General features: G+C 74.3%; 11 protein-coding genes. 3 read left to right on the top strand and 8 right to left on the bottom strand.

Going from position 1 to position 16,682, the window contains the following annotated elements; all coding sequences use genetic code 11:
* Nucleotides 1-66: 66 nt before the first annotated feature.
* From ACWIX3_RS05700 to ACWIX3_RS05675, 6 genes are all read right to left on the bottom strand, one after another.
* A complete protein-coding gene (locus tag ACWIX3_RS05700) occupies nucleotides 67-1,008 on the bottom strand; it encodes an ABC transporter permease (protein ID WP_448612442.1) in 942 nt (313 codons plus the stop codon).
* Nucleotides 1,005-2,540 carry an ABC transporter substrate-binding protein gene (locus ACWIX3_RS05695; RefSeq protein WP_448611107.1) on the bottom strand — a complete coding sequence of 512 codons (1,536 nt, stop codon included), beginning with the start codon at nucleotides 2,538-2,540 and terminating at the stop codon, nucleotides 1,005-1,007. Before ACWIX3_RS05695 ends, ACWIX3_RS05700 begins: the two co-directional genes overlap by 4 nt.
* 274 nt (nucleotides 2,541-2,814) lie before the next feature.
* Nucleotides 2,815-4,614: a glycoside hydrolase family 2 protein gene (locus ACWIX3_RS05690; RefSeq protein ID WP_448611106.1), complete on the bottom strand. Its 1,800-nt coding sequence runs from the start codon at nucleotides 4,612-4,614 to the stop codon at nucleotides 2,815-2,817.
* 62 nt (nucleotides 4,615-4,676) lie between these two features.
* Nucleotides 4,677-5,531, bottom strand: a complete 855-nt coding sequence (locus ACWIX3_RS05685; protein ID WP_448612441.1) for a MaoC family dehydratase — start codon at nucleotides 5,529-5,531, stop codon at nucleotides 4,677-4,679.
* Entirely contained in the window at nucleotides 5,531-6,874 is a 1,344-nt protein-coding gene (locus ACWIX3_RS05680) for a 3-oxoacyl-ACP reductase (protein ID WP_448611105.1), read from the bottom strand. Before ACWIX3_RS05680 ends, ACWIX3_RS05685 begins: the two co-directional genes overlap by 1 nt.
* A gap of 88 nt (nucleotides 6,875-6,962) precedes the next feature.
* Entirely contained in the window at nucleotides 6,963-8,249 is a 1,287-nt protein-coding gene (locus ACWIX3_RS05675) for an acetyl-CoA C-acetyltransferase (protein ID WP_448611104.1), read from the bottom strand.
* Nucleotides 8,250-8,342: 93 nt separating this feature from the next.
* Here ACWIX3_RS05675 and ACWIX3_RS05670 point away from each other — a divergent pair, with 93 nt between their 5' ends.
* Together ACWIX3_RS05670 and ACWIX3_RS05665 are read left to right on the top strand one after the other, a co-directional pair.
* Nucleotides 8,343-9,083: a TetR family transcriptional regulator gene (locus ACWIX3_RS05670; protein ID WP_448611103.1), complete on the top strand. Its 741-nt coding sequence runs from the start codon at nucleotides 8,343-8,345 to the stop codon at nucleotides 9,081-9,083.
* The gene (locus ACWIX3_RS05665; protein ID WP_448611102.1) at nucleotides 9,080-11,092 is read left to right on the top strand and encodes an acyl-CoA dehydrogenase family protein; all 2,013 of its coding nucleotides are present in this window, start codon (nucleotides 9,080-9,082) and stop codon (nucleotides 11,090-11,092) included. Before ACWIX3_RS05670 ends, ACWIX3_RS05665 begins: the two co-directional genes overlap by 4 nt.
* Before the next feature lie 137 nt (nucleotides 11,093-11,229).
* Here ACWIX3_RS05665 and ACWIX3_RS05660 read toward each other — a convergent pair whose 3' ends face one another.
* Nucleotides 11,230-12,765, bottom strand: a complete 1,536-nt coding sequence (locus ACWIX3_RS05660) for an amidase (RefSeq protein ID WP_448611101.1) — start codon at nucleotides 12,763-12,765, stop codon at nucleotides 11,230-11,232.
* A 228-nt stretch (nucleotides 12,766-12,993) separates the two neighbouring features.
* Between ACWIX3_RS05660 and ACWIX3_RS05655 the strand changes: the two genes are divergently transcribed.
* Nucleotides 12,994-13,710 (top strand): trimeric intracellular cation channel family protein, encoded by a 717-nt coding sequence (locus ACWIX3_RS05655; protein ID WP_448611100.1) that lies wholly within the window; start codon nucleotides 12,994-12,996, stop codon nucleotides 13,708-13,710.
* Between the two features lie 104 nt (nucleotides 13,711-13,814).
* Here ACWIX3_RS05655 and ACWIX3_RS05650 read toward each other — a convergent pair whose 3' ends face one another.
* On the bottom strand, nucleotides 13,815-16,637 hold the full coding sequence (locus ACWIX3_RS05650) for a SpoIIE family protein phosphatase (protein WP_448611099.1): 2,823 nt from the start codon (nucleotides 16,635-16,637) through the stop codon (nucleotides 13,815-13,817).
* Between the last annotated feature and the right edge of the window lie 45 nt (nucleotides 16,638-16,682).

Here is a 16,682-nt window from a genome sequence, read left to right as displayed (position 1 = left end):
AGGCCGCGGCTGGGTGTCATCGCAGCAGGCCTCGGCTGTGTGTCGTCAGCAGGCCGCGGCTGGGTGTCATCGTCTGATCCGCGGGTCGATGGCGGTGTAGAGCAGGTCGACCACCAGGTTGATCAACAGGAAGACGACGGCGAACAGCAGGATCGCCCCCTGGAGGACCGGGTAGTCGCGGGACTGGACCGCCTGCAGGGCGAGCTGGCCGAGCCCCGGCCACGAGAAGACGATCTCCACCACCACCACCCCGGAGAGCAGGTACGCCAGCTGCACGCCCGTGACGGTGACCAGGGGGAGCAACGCGTTGCGCAGCACGTGCCAGGTGAAGACCTGCCGCGCCGCCAGCCCCTTGGCCTGCGCCGTCCGGACGTGGTCGGCACCGAGCGCCTCGAGGACGCTCGACCGCACGAACCGCGTGATGACCGAACCGGACACCACCCCGGTGACCACCGCCGGCATCAGGAGCCGCTGCGCCCACCCGGCCGGGTCCTCGGTCAGCGGGACGTAGCCGCCCGAGGGCAGCCAGCCCAGCGTCCCGGCGAAGACCAGGATGAGCACGATCGCCATCCAGAACTCCGGCACCGAGATGCCGATCTGGCTGAGCACCGTGGCGACCCGGTCGACGACCGACCGGGGCCGCAGCGCCGACAGGGTGCCCAGCGGAACGGCGATGAGCAGCGCCACCAGGATCGAGGCGAACGCCAGGGTGAGCGTCGCCGGGAGCCGCTCGCCGATCAGCGAGGTGACCGTCTCCCCGGTCCGGAAGCTCACCCCGAGGTCACCGGCGAGCGCCCGGCCCGCCCAGCCGAAGAACTGCTCGACCAGCGGCTGGTCCAGCCCGGCCCGCGCACGCAGGGCGTCGTAGGTCTCCTGGTCGAAGCGGGTGCCGAGGGCGAGCCGGATCGGGTCGCCCGGCACCAGGTGGACCAGGCCGAAGACGATGACGCTCACCCCCGCCAGGACGACGAGCGACTGGCCGACCCGGCGGAGGAGGTAGCCGCTCAGGGCAGCTCCACGGTCTCGAAGTTGATCGCCTTGTCCGCCCGGATCTGGTAGCCCGACAGCCCGGGCGCCCACGCCTGGACCACGTCGGGGTTGTAGAGGTACAGGTAGGAGACGTCGTCGACGATGATCTGCGCGGCCTGGTCGTAGGCCTGCTTGCGGGCGTTCTCGTCGGTCTCCGTCGCCCCCTGCTGGAGCAGCTGGTCGACCTGCGGGTTGCTGTAGCCCTGGTAGTTGTTCGGCCCGTCCGTCTGGTGCTGCTCCTGGTAGTAGGCCGCCGGGTCGAGGTTGCCGAGCCACCCGAGGTAGAAGGCGTCGAAGTCGCCCTGGCCCTGGCGGTCCAGCCAGGTGGCGAAGTCCAGCGTCTCGATCTCGACGTTGATCCCGATCGGCTCGAGCTGGCTGGCGATCACCTGGGCGGCGGTGACCGTCTCCGGGAACTCGTCGGTGACCATCAGGCCCATCGTCAGCGGTGTCTGGACCCCGGCCTGCTGCAGCAGCTGCCGCGCCTGGTCGGGGTCGGGCTGGAACGGGGCGTAGTCGGTGTGGAAGAAGCTGTCCTCGGGGATCGCCGTCTGGTTGGGCTGGGCCGCGCCGAACCACGCCGCCTCGGCCACCGCCTCGCGGTCGACGGCGAAGGAGATCGCCCGCCGCACGTCGCGGTTGTCGAAGGGCGCCCGCGCGTAGTTCATCGACAGGTACCAGTAGTCCACGCTGGGCGTCGTCTGCAGCTCGACGGTGTCGTCGCCCTCCAGGGACTCGATCTGCTGCGGCGGGACGTTGTCGGTCCACTGCACCTCGCCGTTCTGCAGCGCGGTCAGCGCCGCGGCCGGCTCTGTGATGTAGCGGAACTCGACGCCGTCGACGCTCGGCGCACCGCCCCAGTGCTCCTGGTAGGCGGTGAGGACGGTGCTGCTGGCGTCGGAGCTCTCCAGCCGGAAGGGGCCGGTGCCGTTGGCCTCGGTGGTGAGGTCGAGGTCCTCGGCGGCGTTCTCCGGGAGGATCGCCATCCCCTTGAAGGAGCCGATCCGCTCCAGCAGGTTCGGCGTGGGCTGGGTGAGCCGTATGACCACGGTCCGCGGGTCGGGTGCCTCGACCGACTCGACGTTCTGGAACCGGAAGGAGTTGCTCAGCTCCTCGTCGATGATCCGGTTGTACGAGTAGACGACGTCAGCCGAGTCGAACGTGCTGCCGTCGTGGAAGGTCACCCCGTCGCGGAGCGTGAACGTCCAGCTCAGCTGGTCCTCGCTGGTCTCCCAGCTCTCGGCCAGGCTCGCCTCCATCGTGAGGTCCTCGGCGTTCGGGACCACGAGGGTGTCGTAGACGTTCTCGAGGACCTGGAAGCTCGGGTAGGCCGTCGTCACGTGCGGGTCGAACTGGTCGGGCTGGGCGGACACCGCCGCGACGAGCGTGTTCCCGCCGCCCCCGCCACCGCCTCCTCCGGCTCCGGTGTCGACGCTCTCCCCACCACCGCCGCAGGCGCCGAGCACCAGGGCACCGGCGGCGAGCAGGGGCAGGAGTCGGTTGCTGCGCACGGGGACCTCCGGCGGCTCGGCTGGCGTGGTCTGCGCCCGACCCTGGCCCGGACCGTCCCGGCTCGCAGGTCGGGACGGTGATCGTTGCCTACCCGTGACCCGAACGGAACGGGATCGCCCGCTCCGCGACCTCGCCGTCCGGCTGCCTCCGCCGCCTCCCTCCCGCTTCCTCCCCCCATCCCTCGCCCCATCCCCGCCCTCTCCTGTTGATCATGGCGTCATCGCAGGACGGCACACCAGGAGACGGCGTGTCCAGCCGCAGGAACCCTCATGATCAACTCGCGGAGGGTCGGTCGGATCGCGCGCTCCGGTCGACCTCGCCCGGCTCGGCCTCGCCGAGGGTCGCCCGGCGGAGCGCGTCGAGATCGACCTTCGGCACCCGGTCCATGCCCAGCAGCCCGTTGACCTCCTGGTAGGTGTCGGTCAGCTGGGTCCAGCAGGCGCCGGCGAGCGCGCTGCTGCCGTGCACGGCGGCCCACTGGGCGCGGTAGCGGGCCAGCAGGTCCTCCGGCGAGGTGGCGTCGGCGTAACCCCAGCCCTCGTCGTCCGGGGAGCGCAGCGCCACCCCGCCGAACTCCGACAGGACGACGGCCCGGCCGGCGACGCCCGTGCGGTCGAGGTCGGCCAGGTACCCGTCGGGACGCCGTCCGGTGGCCACCCGCTCGAGGTCGTCGGCCGTGCCGTAGCGCTCGCCGAGCACCGCCGGGTCCTGCGTGTAGTCGTGGACGCCCAGGATGTCGCCGCCGAGGGTCTCCCAGCCGTCGTTGGCCGAGACCGGGCGGGTGCCGTCGAGCGCGACCGCCGTCGCCGCCAGCGCCCGGATCAGCCCGCGCTGCCGCTCGTCGACGGCCGCCTCCTGCACACCCCACGACTCGTTGAGCGGCACCCAGGCGACCACGCTGGGGTGCCCGCGGTGGGCGACCACCACGTCGGCCCACTCCCGCAGCAGCCGGGCGCTCGCCGTCGGGCCCGGCCGGTACGCCGAGGGCATCTCCGCCCACACCATCAGACCCATCCGGTCGGCGAGGGCGAGGTACCGCGGGTCCTCGGTCTTCTGGTGTTTGCGGGCCCCGGTGAAGCCCAGCGCCCGGGTCAGCTCGAGGTCGCGCCGCAGCGCCGCGACGTCGGGCGGGGTGGCGCCGGTGTCGGGCCAGTACCCCTGGTCGAGGACCAGGCGCAGCGGCGTCGGCCGGCCGTTCACCAGGAGCCGCCCGTCGCCGACCTCGACCGAGCGCAGCGCCGTGTAGCTCTCCACCTCGTCGAGCACCTCGCCGTCGTCGGCGACCAGGGCCAGCTCGGCGTCCAGCAGCGCCGGGTCGGGGCCGGGCCGCCAGAGCAGGCGGCCGCGGTCGTCGAAGCCGCCGTCCCCCACCTGCACGGTGCGCTCGACGACGGCGCCGTCCACCCGCACCGCGTCGTCCACCAGCAACCGGTCGCCGGCGCGCAGCCGCAGGTGCAGCCGGGCCCCGGACACGGGGACGGCGAGCTGCACGCGGACGTCGACCCGCATCCGGCGCGGGTCCCCGCGCCACTGGACGCCGGCGATGTGCCGCGGCGCCACGTGCTCCAGCCAGGCGGTGCGCCAGATGCCCGTCGTGCGCGGGTACCAGATCTCGTGCGGCTCGTCGCGCCAGTCCTGCTTGCCGCGCGGGGCCTCGAGGTCCAGCGGGTCGTCGTCGGCGCGGACCACCAGCTCGGCACCGTCGTCCCCCAGGTGATCGGTGACGTCGACGCCGAACGGCGTGTAGCCGCCCTCGTGGGAGGCGACGTGCGCGCCGCCGACCCACACGTCGCAGATCCGGTCGACGGCGCCGAGGTGGAGGACGGTGCGCCGGTCGCCGGCGCGGCCGGGCAGCCGGCGGCGGTACCAGGCGCGGTTGAGCGGACCGGTCCAGTGCACGCCGCTGGCCGGGGTCTCCGGGGCGTAGGGCACCCGGATGGCGCGGTCGAACGCGATCCCGCCGACGGTGCCGGCGAGGTCGGGGTCGGCGGCGAACTCCCACTCGCCGTCGAGCGAGGTCCAGGGACGGCGCAGCAGCGGCCGGGGGTGCTCGGTCGGGTCCGTGTGCTCCACGGGACCCACCTCACCGGGACCGCGTTCCCGCCGCCACCTCGGACGTGGTCACGGGAGCGGGGTCAGAGCGGGCGGACCGCCCCCAGCAGGTGCTCGACGCCGCTCGTCGCGTTGCGGACGGCGAGGTCCCAGCCGCCGTCCACCGGAGCGGTCGCGAGCGTGACCGTCGAGGGCAGGAACAGCGGCTTCCTGAAGACCACGTCGACCGCCATCGCCTCGGGCAGCCGCCCCGACAGCGCCGCGAGCGCCCGGGCCTTCACCCACATGCCGTGCGCGACGGCCCGTTTGAAGCCGAACGCCTTCGCGGTGAGCCGCGAGAGGTGGATCGGGTTCACGTCCCCGGAAACCCTCGCGTAGCGCCGTCCGGCGTCGTCCGGGACGCGCCAGGTGGCGACGGGACGCTCCAGGTCGCCGACGGACAGCGAGAGGTCGGACTCCGGCGCGCCCTCCGGTGCCGTCGCGCCGCGGGCCAGGTACGTCGACCGGGACCGCCACACCTCGGTACCGCCGGCGAAGACCGACGCGCACAGGTCGACCGTCGCCCCGCTGCGGTGCCGGGCGAACCGCTCGGCCCACACCTCCAGGTCGAGCGACTCGCCGGCCCGGACCGGCCGCAGCACGTCGACCCGGTTGCGCACGTGCACCAGGCCCGGCAGCGCGAGCGGGAAGGAGCGGTCGCTCATCAGGGCGACCTGCAGCGGGAAGGTCAGCACGTGCGGGTACGTCGGCGACAGCGTGTCGGCCAGCGGGAACTGGCAGACCCGGTCGTAGGCGGCCAGGTCGGCGGCCACCACGCGGACGCCGGTGCGGGCCAGCCGGGTGTCGGGCAGGTCGCCGCCGCGGCCGCGAGCGGTGACCGCGGCCCTGGCGAAGAGGGCCGGCATCGACGGCGCCGTCTCGAGCTCGGTACGGGCCATCACGCCCCCAGGAAGGATTGGCCGCACACCCGCACGACCTGACCGTTCACGCCGGCGGCGCTGGGCTGGGACAGCCAGGCGATCGTCTCGGCGACGTCGACCGGCAGGCCGCCCTGCTGCAGCGAGTTGATCCGCGAGCCGATCTCCCGGGTGCCGATGGGCATCGCCGCCGTCATCTCGGTGACGATGAAGCCCGGCGCCACCGCGTTGATCGTCGCGCCGCGCCCGGCGAACGTCGGCGCCCACGCCCGCACCATGCCGATGACGCCGGCCTTGGACGCCGCGTAGTTGGTCTGCCCGCGGTTGCCGGCGATGCCCGACTGCGAGCTCACGCAGACCACCCGGGCGCCGGGCCCCAGCAGCCCCTCGGCGTCGAGCAGGGCCTGGGTGAGGTCCAGCTGCGCCTGCAGGTTGACCGCCATCACCGGGTTCCAGCGGGCGGCGTCCATGTTGACCAGCAGCTTGTCACGGGTGATGCCGGCGTTGTGGACCACGACGTCCACCCCGCCGTGCCGCCCCCGCAGGTGCGCGATGAGCCGCTGCGCGGCGTCGGGGGTGGTGATGTCGAGCTGGAACGCCGTCCCGCCGATCTCGTTGGCGACCTCGGCCAGCGACTGCCCCGCGGCGGGGACGTCGACGGCGACCACGTGCGCGCCGTCGCGGGCCATGACCCGGGCGATCGACGCGCCGATGCCGCGCGCGGCGCCGGTGACGACGGCGACCCTGCCGGCCAGCGGGCGCTCCTCGTCCTCGCCCGCCGGGACGTCGGCGGCGGTCAGCGTCACCACCTGGCCGTCGACGTAGGCCGAGCGGCCGGAGAGGAAGAAGCGCACCGGGCCGGGCACGGCGGCCTCCGCGCCGGCCGGCACGACCAGCAGGTTCGCCGTCGCGCCGTTGCGCAGCTCCTTGGCGACCGAGCGGACCAGCCCCTCCAGGGCCTGCCGTGCGGCGGCCCGGGCCGGGGAGCCGGCGTCCGACGGCGGGTCGGCGAGCACCAGCACCCGGCCCGACGGGCCGAGCCGCCCGACCGCGGGAGCGAGGAACTCGTGCACCGCGGCCAGGTCGGCCGGGCTCGTCACGCCGGTGGCGTCGAGCAGCACGGCGGCCAGCCGCTCGCCGCCGGCGTCGACCGCCGGGAGCACGGGGACGCCGGCGCGCCCGAGCACGCGGGTCAGGGTCTCGTGCAGCCGGCCCTCGCCGGCGGTGCCGACCACGGCCGGGCCGGGGAGCAGCGGCGCACCGGGCTCGTACCGGCGCAGCACGGCCGGCCGGGGCAGGCCGAGCTGCCTGACCAGGGTCGAGCCGACGCCGGAGTTGGCGAAGTCGCGGTACCAGTCGCTCACGGGAGGTGCGTTCCTCTCTGCTGGTGGGCGATCCCCGCGGGACCGCCGTGGTTCTCCGGCCATCCCCGCGGGGACGGCCCACGCGGGCTCAGGACTCGAGGACGGCGACGACGCCCTGACCGCCGGCCGCGCAGATGGAGATCAGGCCGCGCTTGCCGGGGCCCGCCTCGTGCAGCTGCTTGGCCAGCGAGGCGACGATCCGCCCGCCGGTCGCGGCGAACGGGTGCCCTGCCGCCAGCGACGAGCCGTTGACGTTGAGCTTCGACCGGTCGATGGCGCCCAGCGGGGCGTCCAGGCCCAGCCGCTCCTTGCAGAACGACGGGTCCTCCCAGGCCTTCAGCGTGGCGAGGACCGTCGAGGCGAACGCCTCGTGGACCTCGTAGTAGTCGAAGTCCTGCAGCGTCAGACCGTTGCGGGCCAGCAGCACCGGCACCGCGTACGCCGGGGCCATGAGGAGGCCCTCGCCCCCGTGCACGTAGTCGACGGCGGCGGTCTGTGCGTCGACGAGGTGGGCCAGCACCGGCAGGCCGTGCTCGGCGGCCCACTCGTCGGAGGCCAGCAGGACGGCGGAGGCGCCGTCGGACAGCGGCGTCGAGTTGCCCGCGGTCATGGTGGCGTCGGGATCGCCCGTGCCGAAGACCGGCGTGAGCCTGGCCAGCTTCTCCACCGAGGTGTCCGGCCGCAGGTTCTCGTCGCGGGTCAGACCCAGGTACGGGGTCACCAGGTCGTCGAAGAAGCCGCGCTCGTACGCGGTGGCGAGGTTGTGGTGCGAGCGGACGGTCAGCTCGTCCTGGGCCTCGCGGCTGATCTCCCACTCCCTCGCGGTGATCGCCTGGTGGTCGCCCATGGACAGGCCGGTGCGCGGCTCGGCGTTGCGCGGCGCCTCCGGCACGAACATCCCCGGACGCACGCCGGCGAGCGCCTCGAGCCGCTGACGGAGCGTCTTGGCGGCGCTGAGCGCGATCAGTGCGCGGCGCATCTCGTCGTGGATGGCCAGAGGGGCGTCGGAGGTGGTGTCGACGCCGCCGGCGATGCCGGACTCCATCTGCCCCAGCGCGATCTTGTTGGCGACGAGGATGGCGGCCTCCAGCCCGGTGCCGCAGGCCTGCTGCACGTCGTAGGCCGGGGTGGCGGCCGACAGCCGCGAGCCGAGGACCGCCTCGCGGGTGAGGTTGAAGTCGCGGGAGTGCTTGAGGACGGCGCCGGCGACGACCTCCCCGACCTGCCGGCCCTGCAGCCCGAAGCGGGCGACCAGACCGTCCAGCGTCGCGGTGAGCATGTCCTGGTTGGACGCCTGCGCGTACGCGGAGTTCGAGCGCGCGAAGGGGATGCGGTTGCCGCCGACGATCGCGGCCTTCCGGGTCTGCGGAGCCATCGGGACCCTCCGGATCACTGGATGGGGGCAGGGACGGCACGGGACCGCCCCGACGAGTGCCTGACACCCACGGTATCAGGTACTGTCGGTGCCGTGAAAGCCGAGACGTCGAGGCGCGACCGCCGCGACTCGCGGTGGGACGAGCACCGGCGTGCCCGCCGCGAGCAACTGGTCGACGCCACCATCGCCGCGGTCGGCCGGCACGGCGCCGGCGTCGGCATGGAGGAGATCGCCACGGCGGCCGGCACCAGCAAGACGGTCGTCTACCGGCACTTCGCCGACCGCACCGAGCTGCACGTCGCCGTCTGCGCCCGGGTGGCCGGCTCCCTCACCGCACGGCTGCGCGAGGCGCTGGAGAGCGCCAGCGGCCCGCGGCAGATGGTGGCCGCGGCCGTCGAGACCTACCTGGCGTTCCTCGAGGCCGACCCGGAGCTGTACCGGTTCGTCGTCCAGGCACCGGACCGGCCGGCCGGCCAGGGAGCTGGTGACACGGACCCGATCGCCAACCTCTCCCACCTCGTCGGCGACGAGGCGGCCGCCCTGGTGGCCGTGGCCCTGGAGCAGGCCGGCCGCGACCCCGCCGCCGCGCTCCCGTGGGGCCACGGCCTGGTCGGCCTGGTCCGCTCGGCTGCCGATTGGTGGTTGCAGGCGGATCGCCCGATGCCCCGGGTGGAACTCGCGGCGCACCTGACCGATCTCGCCTGGGCCGGACTCTCCGGCGTCGTGACCCGCGAGGAGCAGGAGGCCGTGACCCAGCTCGCGAGGTCACGCAGGGAACACAGCACGACTGTCGGCACTCGGGCGACGAGCGCCAGCGAGGAGGAAGAGCAGTGACGACGAGCCTGCCGCACGCGGTGGACCCGAAGGCGCTCACCGAGGTGCTCGACGGCCGCTGGGGCCACGTGCGCCGCGACGCGCGGGAGAACCTGCACGACCCGGACCTGCTGCCGGCCTACGGCGAGAACGTGCAGGAGGCCCGCGAGCGGGTCACCCGAATGGCGCGCAAGATCGCCGAGTCCGGCCGCGTGGTCCTCGGTTACCCCAAGGAGTACGGCGGCGAGGGCGACGCCGGCGGCTCGGTCACCGCGATCGAGATGCTGGCCTTCACCGACCTGTCGCTGATGGTCAAGGCCGGCGTCCAGTGGGGTCTGTTCGGCGGCGCCGTGCAGGCGCTGGGCACCGAGCGGCACCACGACGCGTACCTGCGCGACATCATGAGCTTCGACCTGCCCGGCTGCTTCGCCATGACCGAGACCGGGCACGGCTCCGACGTCCAGCAGCTGCGGACGACGTGCACCTACGACCCCGAGACGCAGACGTTCGACCTGCACACGCCGCACGAGGCCGCGCGCAAGGACTACATCGGCAACGCCGCCAAGGACGGCCGGATGGCGGTCGTCTTCGCCCAGCTGGTCACCAGGGGGGAGCGGCACGGCGTGCACGCCTGGCTGGTGCCGATCCGTGACGAGCAGGGCAACCCGGCGCCCGGCGTCACCATCGGGGACGACGGCCCCAAGGCCGGCCTGCTCGGCGTCGACAACGGCCGGCTCGGCTTCGACCACGTGACCGTGCCGCGGGACATGCTGCTCGACCGCTACGGCCAGGTCGCCGAGGACGGCACCTACACCAGCTCGATCGAGAACGAGACCCGCCGCTTCTTCACCATGCTGGGCACGCTGGTCCGCGGCCGGGTCAGCGTCGGCGGCTCCGCGTCGGCGGCGACCAAGCTCGCCCTCGACATCGCCGTCCGCTACGGCGAGACCCGCCGGCAGTTCTCCGCGCCGGGCGCCGACCGCGAGGTCCTGCTCAACGACTACCGGGTGCACCAGCGCAAGCTGCTGCCGGCCCTGGCGACCACCTACGCGTACTCCTTCGCGCAGGAGGAGCTGGTCGGCACCATGCACGACGTCCAGGGCGCGGAGGACCTCGACGAGGGCGGGCAGCGGGAGCTGGAGTCCCGGGCCGCCGGGCTCAAGGCCGCGCAGACCTGGCACGCCACGCGGACGATCCAGATGGCCCGCGAGGCCTGCGGTGGTGCGGGCTACCTGCAGGAGAACCGGCTGCCGCACCTCAAGGCCGACACCGACGTCTTCACCACCTTCGAGGGCGACAACACCGTCCTGCTGCAGCTGGTCGCCAAGGGCCTGCTCACCGGCTACCGCGACGCCTTCGGCTCGCTCGACGGCTGGGGCAAGGTCGGCTTCATCGCCGACATGGTCCGCGAGACCGTGCTGGAGCGGACGGCGGCCCGCGGCCTGATCGCCCGCCTGGTCGACGCCGTCCCCGGCCGGGACGACGAGGTGCCGCTGCTCGACCGCGGCTGGCAGCTCAAGATGCTCGAGGACCGCGAGAAGCACCTGCTGGAGGGCGCGATCCGGCGGCTGCGGCGCGGCGCGGAGACCCCGGGCGCCCAGCCCTTCGACGTCTTCAACGACGTCCAGGACCACGTGCTGGAGACCGCGCACGCGCACGTCGACCGCATCGTGCTGGAGGCCTTCGTCGCCGGCATCGAGCGGACGACGGACGCGGGCGCGAAGGCCCTGCTCGAGCGGGTCTGCGACCTGTACGCACTCACCACCATCGAGGCCGACCGGGCATGGTTCCTCGAGCACGGCCGGCTGACGCCGAACCGCGCCAAGGCGCTGACCACCACGGTGAACGCGTTGCTCAAGGACCTGCGCCCGCACATGGTCACGCTGGTCGACGCCTTCGCCATCCCGGAGGACTGGAAGGGCGCGGCGATCCTGCGGGAGGAGCCCGGCCGCCAGGAGACGATGTCCACCCATGACGGCCAGCTGCGCCGGGGGACGGCGACCTCGGTGGAGGTCCCGCCCGGTCAGTGACCGCGGCCGGCCTCGACCCCCTCCCTCCCCCTTCCCCCCCTTCCCGTTGATCATGGGGTCGTCGCCCCCGATACGGCTCGACACGCCGTGTCGGCCGGCGACGACCCCATGATCACGGCGGGACCGGGGTGAGCGCGTCAGCGGGCCGGCGGGCTCGGGAAGCCGCCGACCAGCTGCTCGAAGGCGTGCGCCACCCTCAGCGGGGTGGTGTCCTCGAACCGGCGGCCGACCAGCATCATCCCGACCGGCAGGCCCTGCGAGAGCCCGGCCGGGACGCTGGTGGCCGGGTGACCGCTGACGTCGAACGGCGCGCAGTTGACGATCATCTCCAGGGCGCGGGCCACCCGGATCTCCAGCGGGTCGTCCGGCAGGGGGATCTCCGGGGCCACCATCGGCACGGTCGGCATCACCAGCAGGTCGACGTGGCCGAGCGCCTGGTCGTAGCGCTCGCGCAGCTCGATGGCGAGGTCCTGGGCCATCGCGTAGTGGCGACCGTGCAGCTGCTGGGCCGACCAGCGCCCGGCCAGCGCGACGAGGGTCACCGTGGGTGACCAGCGGTCGGGCACCTCCCGTCGCTGCCGGCCGTAGTGCTCCACGAGCTCGGGGTCGTAGAGACCCTCCCAGTTGTGGCCGTACCCCTCGCCGTTGATCATCTGGGTCGCGGCGCCGTCCGTCGCGATGACGTTCCAGACGTGGATCGCGTGCCGGTGCCAGGGCAGGTCGACGTCCACCACCTCGACGCCCAGCTCCCGCAGTCGTCCGGCGGCCGCCCGGACGGTGTCGTCGACACCGTCCTCGGAAAGTTCCTCCCAGCCGAAGCCCTGGGCGACGACCCCGACCCGCAGCCCGGAGACGTCGCCGTCCAGAGCGGCCGCGTACTGCTGGGGCTGCAGGCCGCCCGGCTGGCGGGGGTCCAGGCCGTCGCGGCCGGCGAGGACGTCGAGCATCGCCGCGGCGTCGGCGACGGTGCGGGTCATCGGGCCCAGGTGGTCGAGGGTCAGCTCGATGGGGAACGCCCCGGTGTAGGGCACCAGACCGTGGGTGGGCTTGTGGCCGACGATGCCGCTGAACGCCGCGGGCATCCGGATCGAGCCGCCCTGGTCACCGCCGATCGCGAGGTCGACCTCCCCGGAGGCGACGAGCGCCGCACTGCCGCTGGAGCTGCCGCCGGTCGTGCGGGACGGGTCCCAGGGGTTGCGCACCGGGCCGGTGACGGACGTGTGGCTGCCGCCGGAGAAGCAGAGGTCCTCGCAGACGGCCTTCCCGGTGATCGTCGCGCCGGCCGCGAGCAACCGGCTGACCACGGTCGCGTCGCGCTGGGGGACGAAGCCCTCGAGCGTGTGCGAGCCGTTCATCATCGGGACGCCGGCGACCTCGACGTTGTCCTTGACCGCCACGGTCCGGCCGACCAGCGGGCCGTGGTCGCTACCGCGGATCTCGGTCCGGACGTACCAGGCGCCCAGGGGGTCGTCCCCCTCGGCCGGGCGGGTGCTCGGCCGGTCGCCAGGTGCCTGCGGGGCGATGCCGGCGTACAGCTCCTCGACCGCGTCGTAGGAGTCGAAGGCGGCGGCGACCAGCACGGAGTAGATGTCGAGGTCGGCGTCGCTGGGCTGCATTCCGTACGAACGGGCGAGCGCGGCGACGTCGTCCTTGCCGGGACGGCGGACGGCCATGGGGACCTCCTCGGCGAGCGGCGGGTGGAGCCGGAGCCGCAAGCTAGCGGCGTCCGCGCCCTCCTGTCACCGGCGGTGACGACCCCTCGCCGTGTTGATCACGGGGTGTCGTCGCCGACACGGCACGACAGGCCGCCGGCGAGGGCGACGACCCCGTGATCACCGCAACGAGGGAGGGACGACGGCGGCCGCGGCCGGTGTCGGTGGGCGAGGCGGGAGGATGCGGCCGTGGAGATCCTCGCCGCGGCCGCCGAGACGCTGCGGGTGCCGGCGGCGGTCGACCTCGCCGCCATCGTCATCGGCGCGCTGACCGGCGGGCTGCTCGCCGCCCGCGAGGGGTTCGCCGTCTCCGGTGTGCTGCTGCTGGCCGTCAGCGGCGGGCTCGGCGGGGGGCTGGTCCGCGACGTGCTGCTCGGCGACCTGCCGCCGGTCGCCCTCACCAATCCCGCCTACCTGCCCACCGTGGCGATCACCGCGGCGGTGACCTTCTACTTCTCCGGCTGGCTGTCCCGGCTGACCGGCCTGCTCGTGGTGCTCGACGCCGTCACGCTCGGCTTCTTCACCGTCATCGGCGCGCAGAAGGCGCAGCTGGCAGCCCTGCCCAGCGCCAGCGTGGTCTTCGTCGGCACGCTCACCGCGGTCGGCGGCGCGGTCATCCGCGACGTGCTCCTCGCCCAGCGCGCCGACATCGTCCAGCCCGGCCCGTACAACGCGGTCGCCGCGCTGCTCGGGGCTATCGCGCTCACCGTGCTCGCCGGCCCCGTCGGCCTCGAACCCATCCCGGTCGCCGCGGTGGTCATCGTGCTCGTCGCCGTGCTGCGGGTGCTCTCCGTCTGGCGCGGATGGGAGGCCCCGGTCGCCGTGGACCTGCCGGGCCGGGCCCGGCGGCGGCTGCTGCAGGTGCGCGTCGGGCGCCCGGCGCGCTGGCGCCGCCGCGACCGGTGAAGGACCCCGTCCTCCTCACCGTGGAAGGACCCCGTCCTCCCACAGCCCTCGCTCCGCTCGGGGCGGGGCCCGGGACGGGGCCGCGGGGACTGCAGGGGGTCCTCTCAGGTCGCGGTGCCGGCCTCGGGGTGCACCGCGGGCGCCGGCGCGATGCCTGGCGGGAGGACCTGCGGACCGGCCTCGGGCGGACGCGGGCGGCCCTGCGGGTGCAGCCGGACGGCGAGCAGCGCGACGTCGTCCTCGGCGTCGGGCAGGAAGAGCCGCTCGAGCACCCGGTCGCACAGGTCGGCCAGCGGCAGCGCGGCGTACTCGGTCAGCACGGCCACCAGCGCGGCGGTGCCGGTGTCGAGGTCGCGGTCGCGGCGCTCGACCAGCCCGTCGGTGTGCAGGAACACCGTGCTGCCCGAGGGGACGGCCACGAGGCGGTCCCGCCGCGGCGCGGACGGGTCGACGCCGAGCAGCAGATCGGGCAGGTCGTCGTCGAGCACCTGCACCTGCCCGTCGGGCAGGACCAGCACCGGCGGCGGGTGGCCCGCGCTCGACCAGCGCAGCCACGTCCGCTCGGCGCGCAGGTCGTCCTCACCCTGCTCGAGGCGGGCGACCAGCGCCGTGGCCATCGTGTCCAGCCCCAGGCCGCGGACGGCGCGGTCCACCTGGGTCAGCACCTGCGCCGGCGGGGCTCCGCTGGAGTAGCTGATCCCGCGCAGCAGGCCGCGGACCTGGCCCATCGCCGCGGCGGCCCGGGTGTCGTGGCCGACGACGTCGCCGATGGCCAGCACGGTCGCCCCACCGGCCTCGAGGAACGCGTCGTACCAGTCGCCGCCGATCTCCGCGCCCTCCGCGGCGGGCACGTACCGGACGACGATCTCGCAGTGGTCGGGCTCCGGCGGGTCGGTGAGCATGCTGTGCTGCAGCGCTCCCGCCAGCTCCCGCTGCTGGCCGTAGAGCCGGGCGTGGTGCAGCGCCAGGCCGGCACGGCGGCCCACCTCGACCGCGGTCTCCACCTCGGCCGGCGTGTGCGGCCCCCGAGCCGCGCCGTTGAACAACCCCAGGGCGCCGAGGGACTGCCCGCGCGCTACCAGCGGGACGATCACGCCGGAGTCCAGTCCCAGCCGGCCCAGCAGCTCGCGGGTCGCCGGCTCGGGGATGGCCCGCTCGATCCGCTCGGCGTCGATGTGGGGCAGCACGAGCGGGCGGCCGGTGCGGGTGACCACCGGCGCGGCGGCCTCCTCGGTCATCACCGCGATCATCGAGTGGACGTACAGCTCCAGCTGGGCGCGCAGCTGCGGGTCACGGTGCGCCGAGGCCATCTCGTGCAGCCGGCCCTGCTCGTCGGTGACCACCAGCCAGCACCAGTCACCCAGGGTGGGGACGACGAGGTCGGCCAGCTGCTCGATCTGCCGGGTGATCTCGAGCGTCCCCGACAGCACCCGTCCCGTGTCGGCGAGCAGCTGCAGCCGGCCGTTGGCCTCCGTCATGGCGGCCACCGCGTCGGCGCGGACGGCGTCGGCCTGCAGCCGCGAGGCGGTGAGCGCGATCTGCGCGGTCAGCCCCTCCAGCAGCTCCACGTCGGTGTCGCTGAACACGTGGTGGGTCGCCCACACGACGACGAAGGCGCCGATCAGCCGGGCCTCCACCCGCAGCGGCAGCGCGGCGAGCGCCCGGCTGCCGAGCACCTCGTTGACCTCGGCCATGCGGGGGAAGCGGGCCTCGGCCGCGGCGGCGTCGGTGAACAGCAGCGGCTCGCCGTGCCGGGCGACCCACTGGGTGGGCAGCTCGTCGTCCAGGGGCGTCTCGACCCCGCCGACGGGCAGCTCGACGTCGGCGGCACTGGCCACGCTGTCGACGATGCGGCGGGTGAGGTGCAGGTACAGCCGGTCGTCGCGCGGGTCGAACACCGCCAGCCCGATCGACGCGGCGCCGAGCACCCCGGCGGCCCGCAGCGCGATCTCGGCCAGCTGGGTGATCCGCGTGGCGCCGGCCAGCTCGGCGGCGACCTCGGCGATCGCGGCGGCCCGGCGGATCGCGTCCAGCTCCCGGTCGGCCTGCTCGTGGGCCTCGGTGACGTCGACGACCGTGCCCACGATCTGCTCCGGTCCGCCGTCCGGCCCCGCCAGCACCCGGCCGCGGCTGACCGTCCAACGCACTCCACCGTCGGCGCGCACGACCCGCAGCTCGACGGTGTACTGCGCCAGCGCGTCGATCGCGGCCTGCATCTCCTCCTCCGCGCGTGCACGGTCCTCGGGGTGCACGTGGAGGCCGAACAGCCGGTCCAGGCCCATGCGGACGGTGGAGTCGTAGCCGAAGATCGCCGCGCAGCGCTCGTCCCACTCGATGGTGCCCCGCTGCAGGTCGACCTCCCAGGTGCCCACGGCACCGGCCTCGAGCGCCAGCTCCAGGCGCATGAGCGAGGCGTCCGCGGCCGACCGGGCGGCGGACAGCTCGAGCTCGGCCACCACCGAGGCGGCCAGCTTCTCCAGCGCGGCGACCGCATCGACCGACCAGTCGTGCCGGACGGCGTCGAACACCGCGAGCGCTCCGACGACCTGCCCGGACGGTGCCCGCAGGGGGACGCCGAGGTAGGCGACCAGGGCCCCGTCGACGGCCGCCGGCAGGGAGGCCAGCCGCTCGTCGTGCGCCGCGTCCGCCACGACGAGGGGGACGCCGAGCCGGACGGTCACCGCGCACGGGGAACCGTCGAGGGGCAGCGGGCGGCTGACGACCGACGCCGGCAGACCGCAGGACCCGACGGGCACCTCGGCGTCGGTGACGAGACAGACCAACGCCGCCGAGGCCGAGGTCAGCCGTGCGGCGAGCTCGGCCAGCCGGTCGTGGACGCCGGGTGCCGCCTCCGCGAGCAGGCGCCGGGCCGCGGCGACGCGCTCGGGGTCGGTGAGCACGTCGGGGGACGGGGGTGCCGACGCCATCGCGCGCTCCCTCGTCCGCTGTCGGCGGCCCGTGCACCGGCCGCG

The sequence above is a fragment of the Geodermatophilus sp. URMC 60 genome (assembly GCF_053502585.1).
Note: the sequence above shows the minus strand (reverse complement) of the source record. Positions and strands in the feature narration are given on the sequence as shown.

Bases quoted from the DNA above. Each gene is read 5' to 3' on its own strand.
- ACWIX3_RS05685 (WP_448612441.1), bottom strand. From the start codon at position 5,531: ATGGCCCGTACCGAGCTCGAGACGGCGCCGTCGATGCCGGCCCTCTTC.
- ACWIX3_RS05675 (WP_448611104.1), bottom strand. From the start codon at position 8,249: ATGGCTCCGCAGACCCGGAAGGCCGCGATCGTCGGCGGCAACCGCATC.
- ACWIX3_RS05660 (WP_448611101.1), bottom strand. From the start codon at position 12,765: ATGGCCGTCCGCCGTCCCGGCAAGGACGACGTCGCCGCGCTCGCCCGT.
- ACWIX3_RS05650 (WP_448611099.1), bottom strand. From the start codon at position 16,637: ATGGCGTCGGCACCCCCGTCCCCCGACGTGCTCACCGACCCCGAGCGC.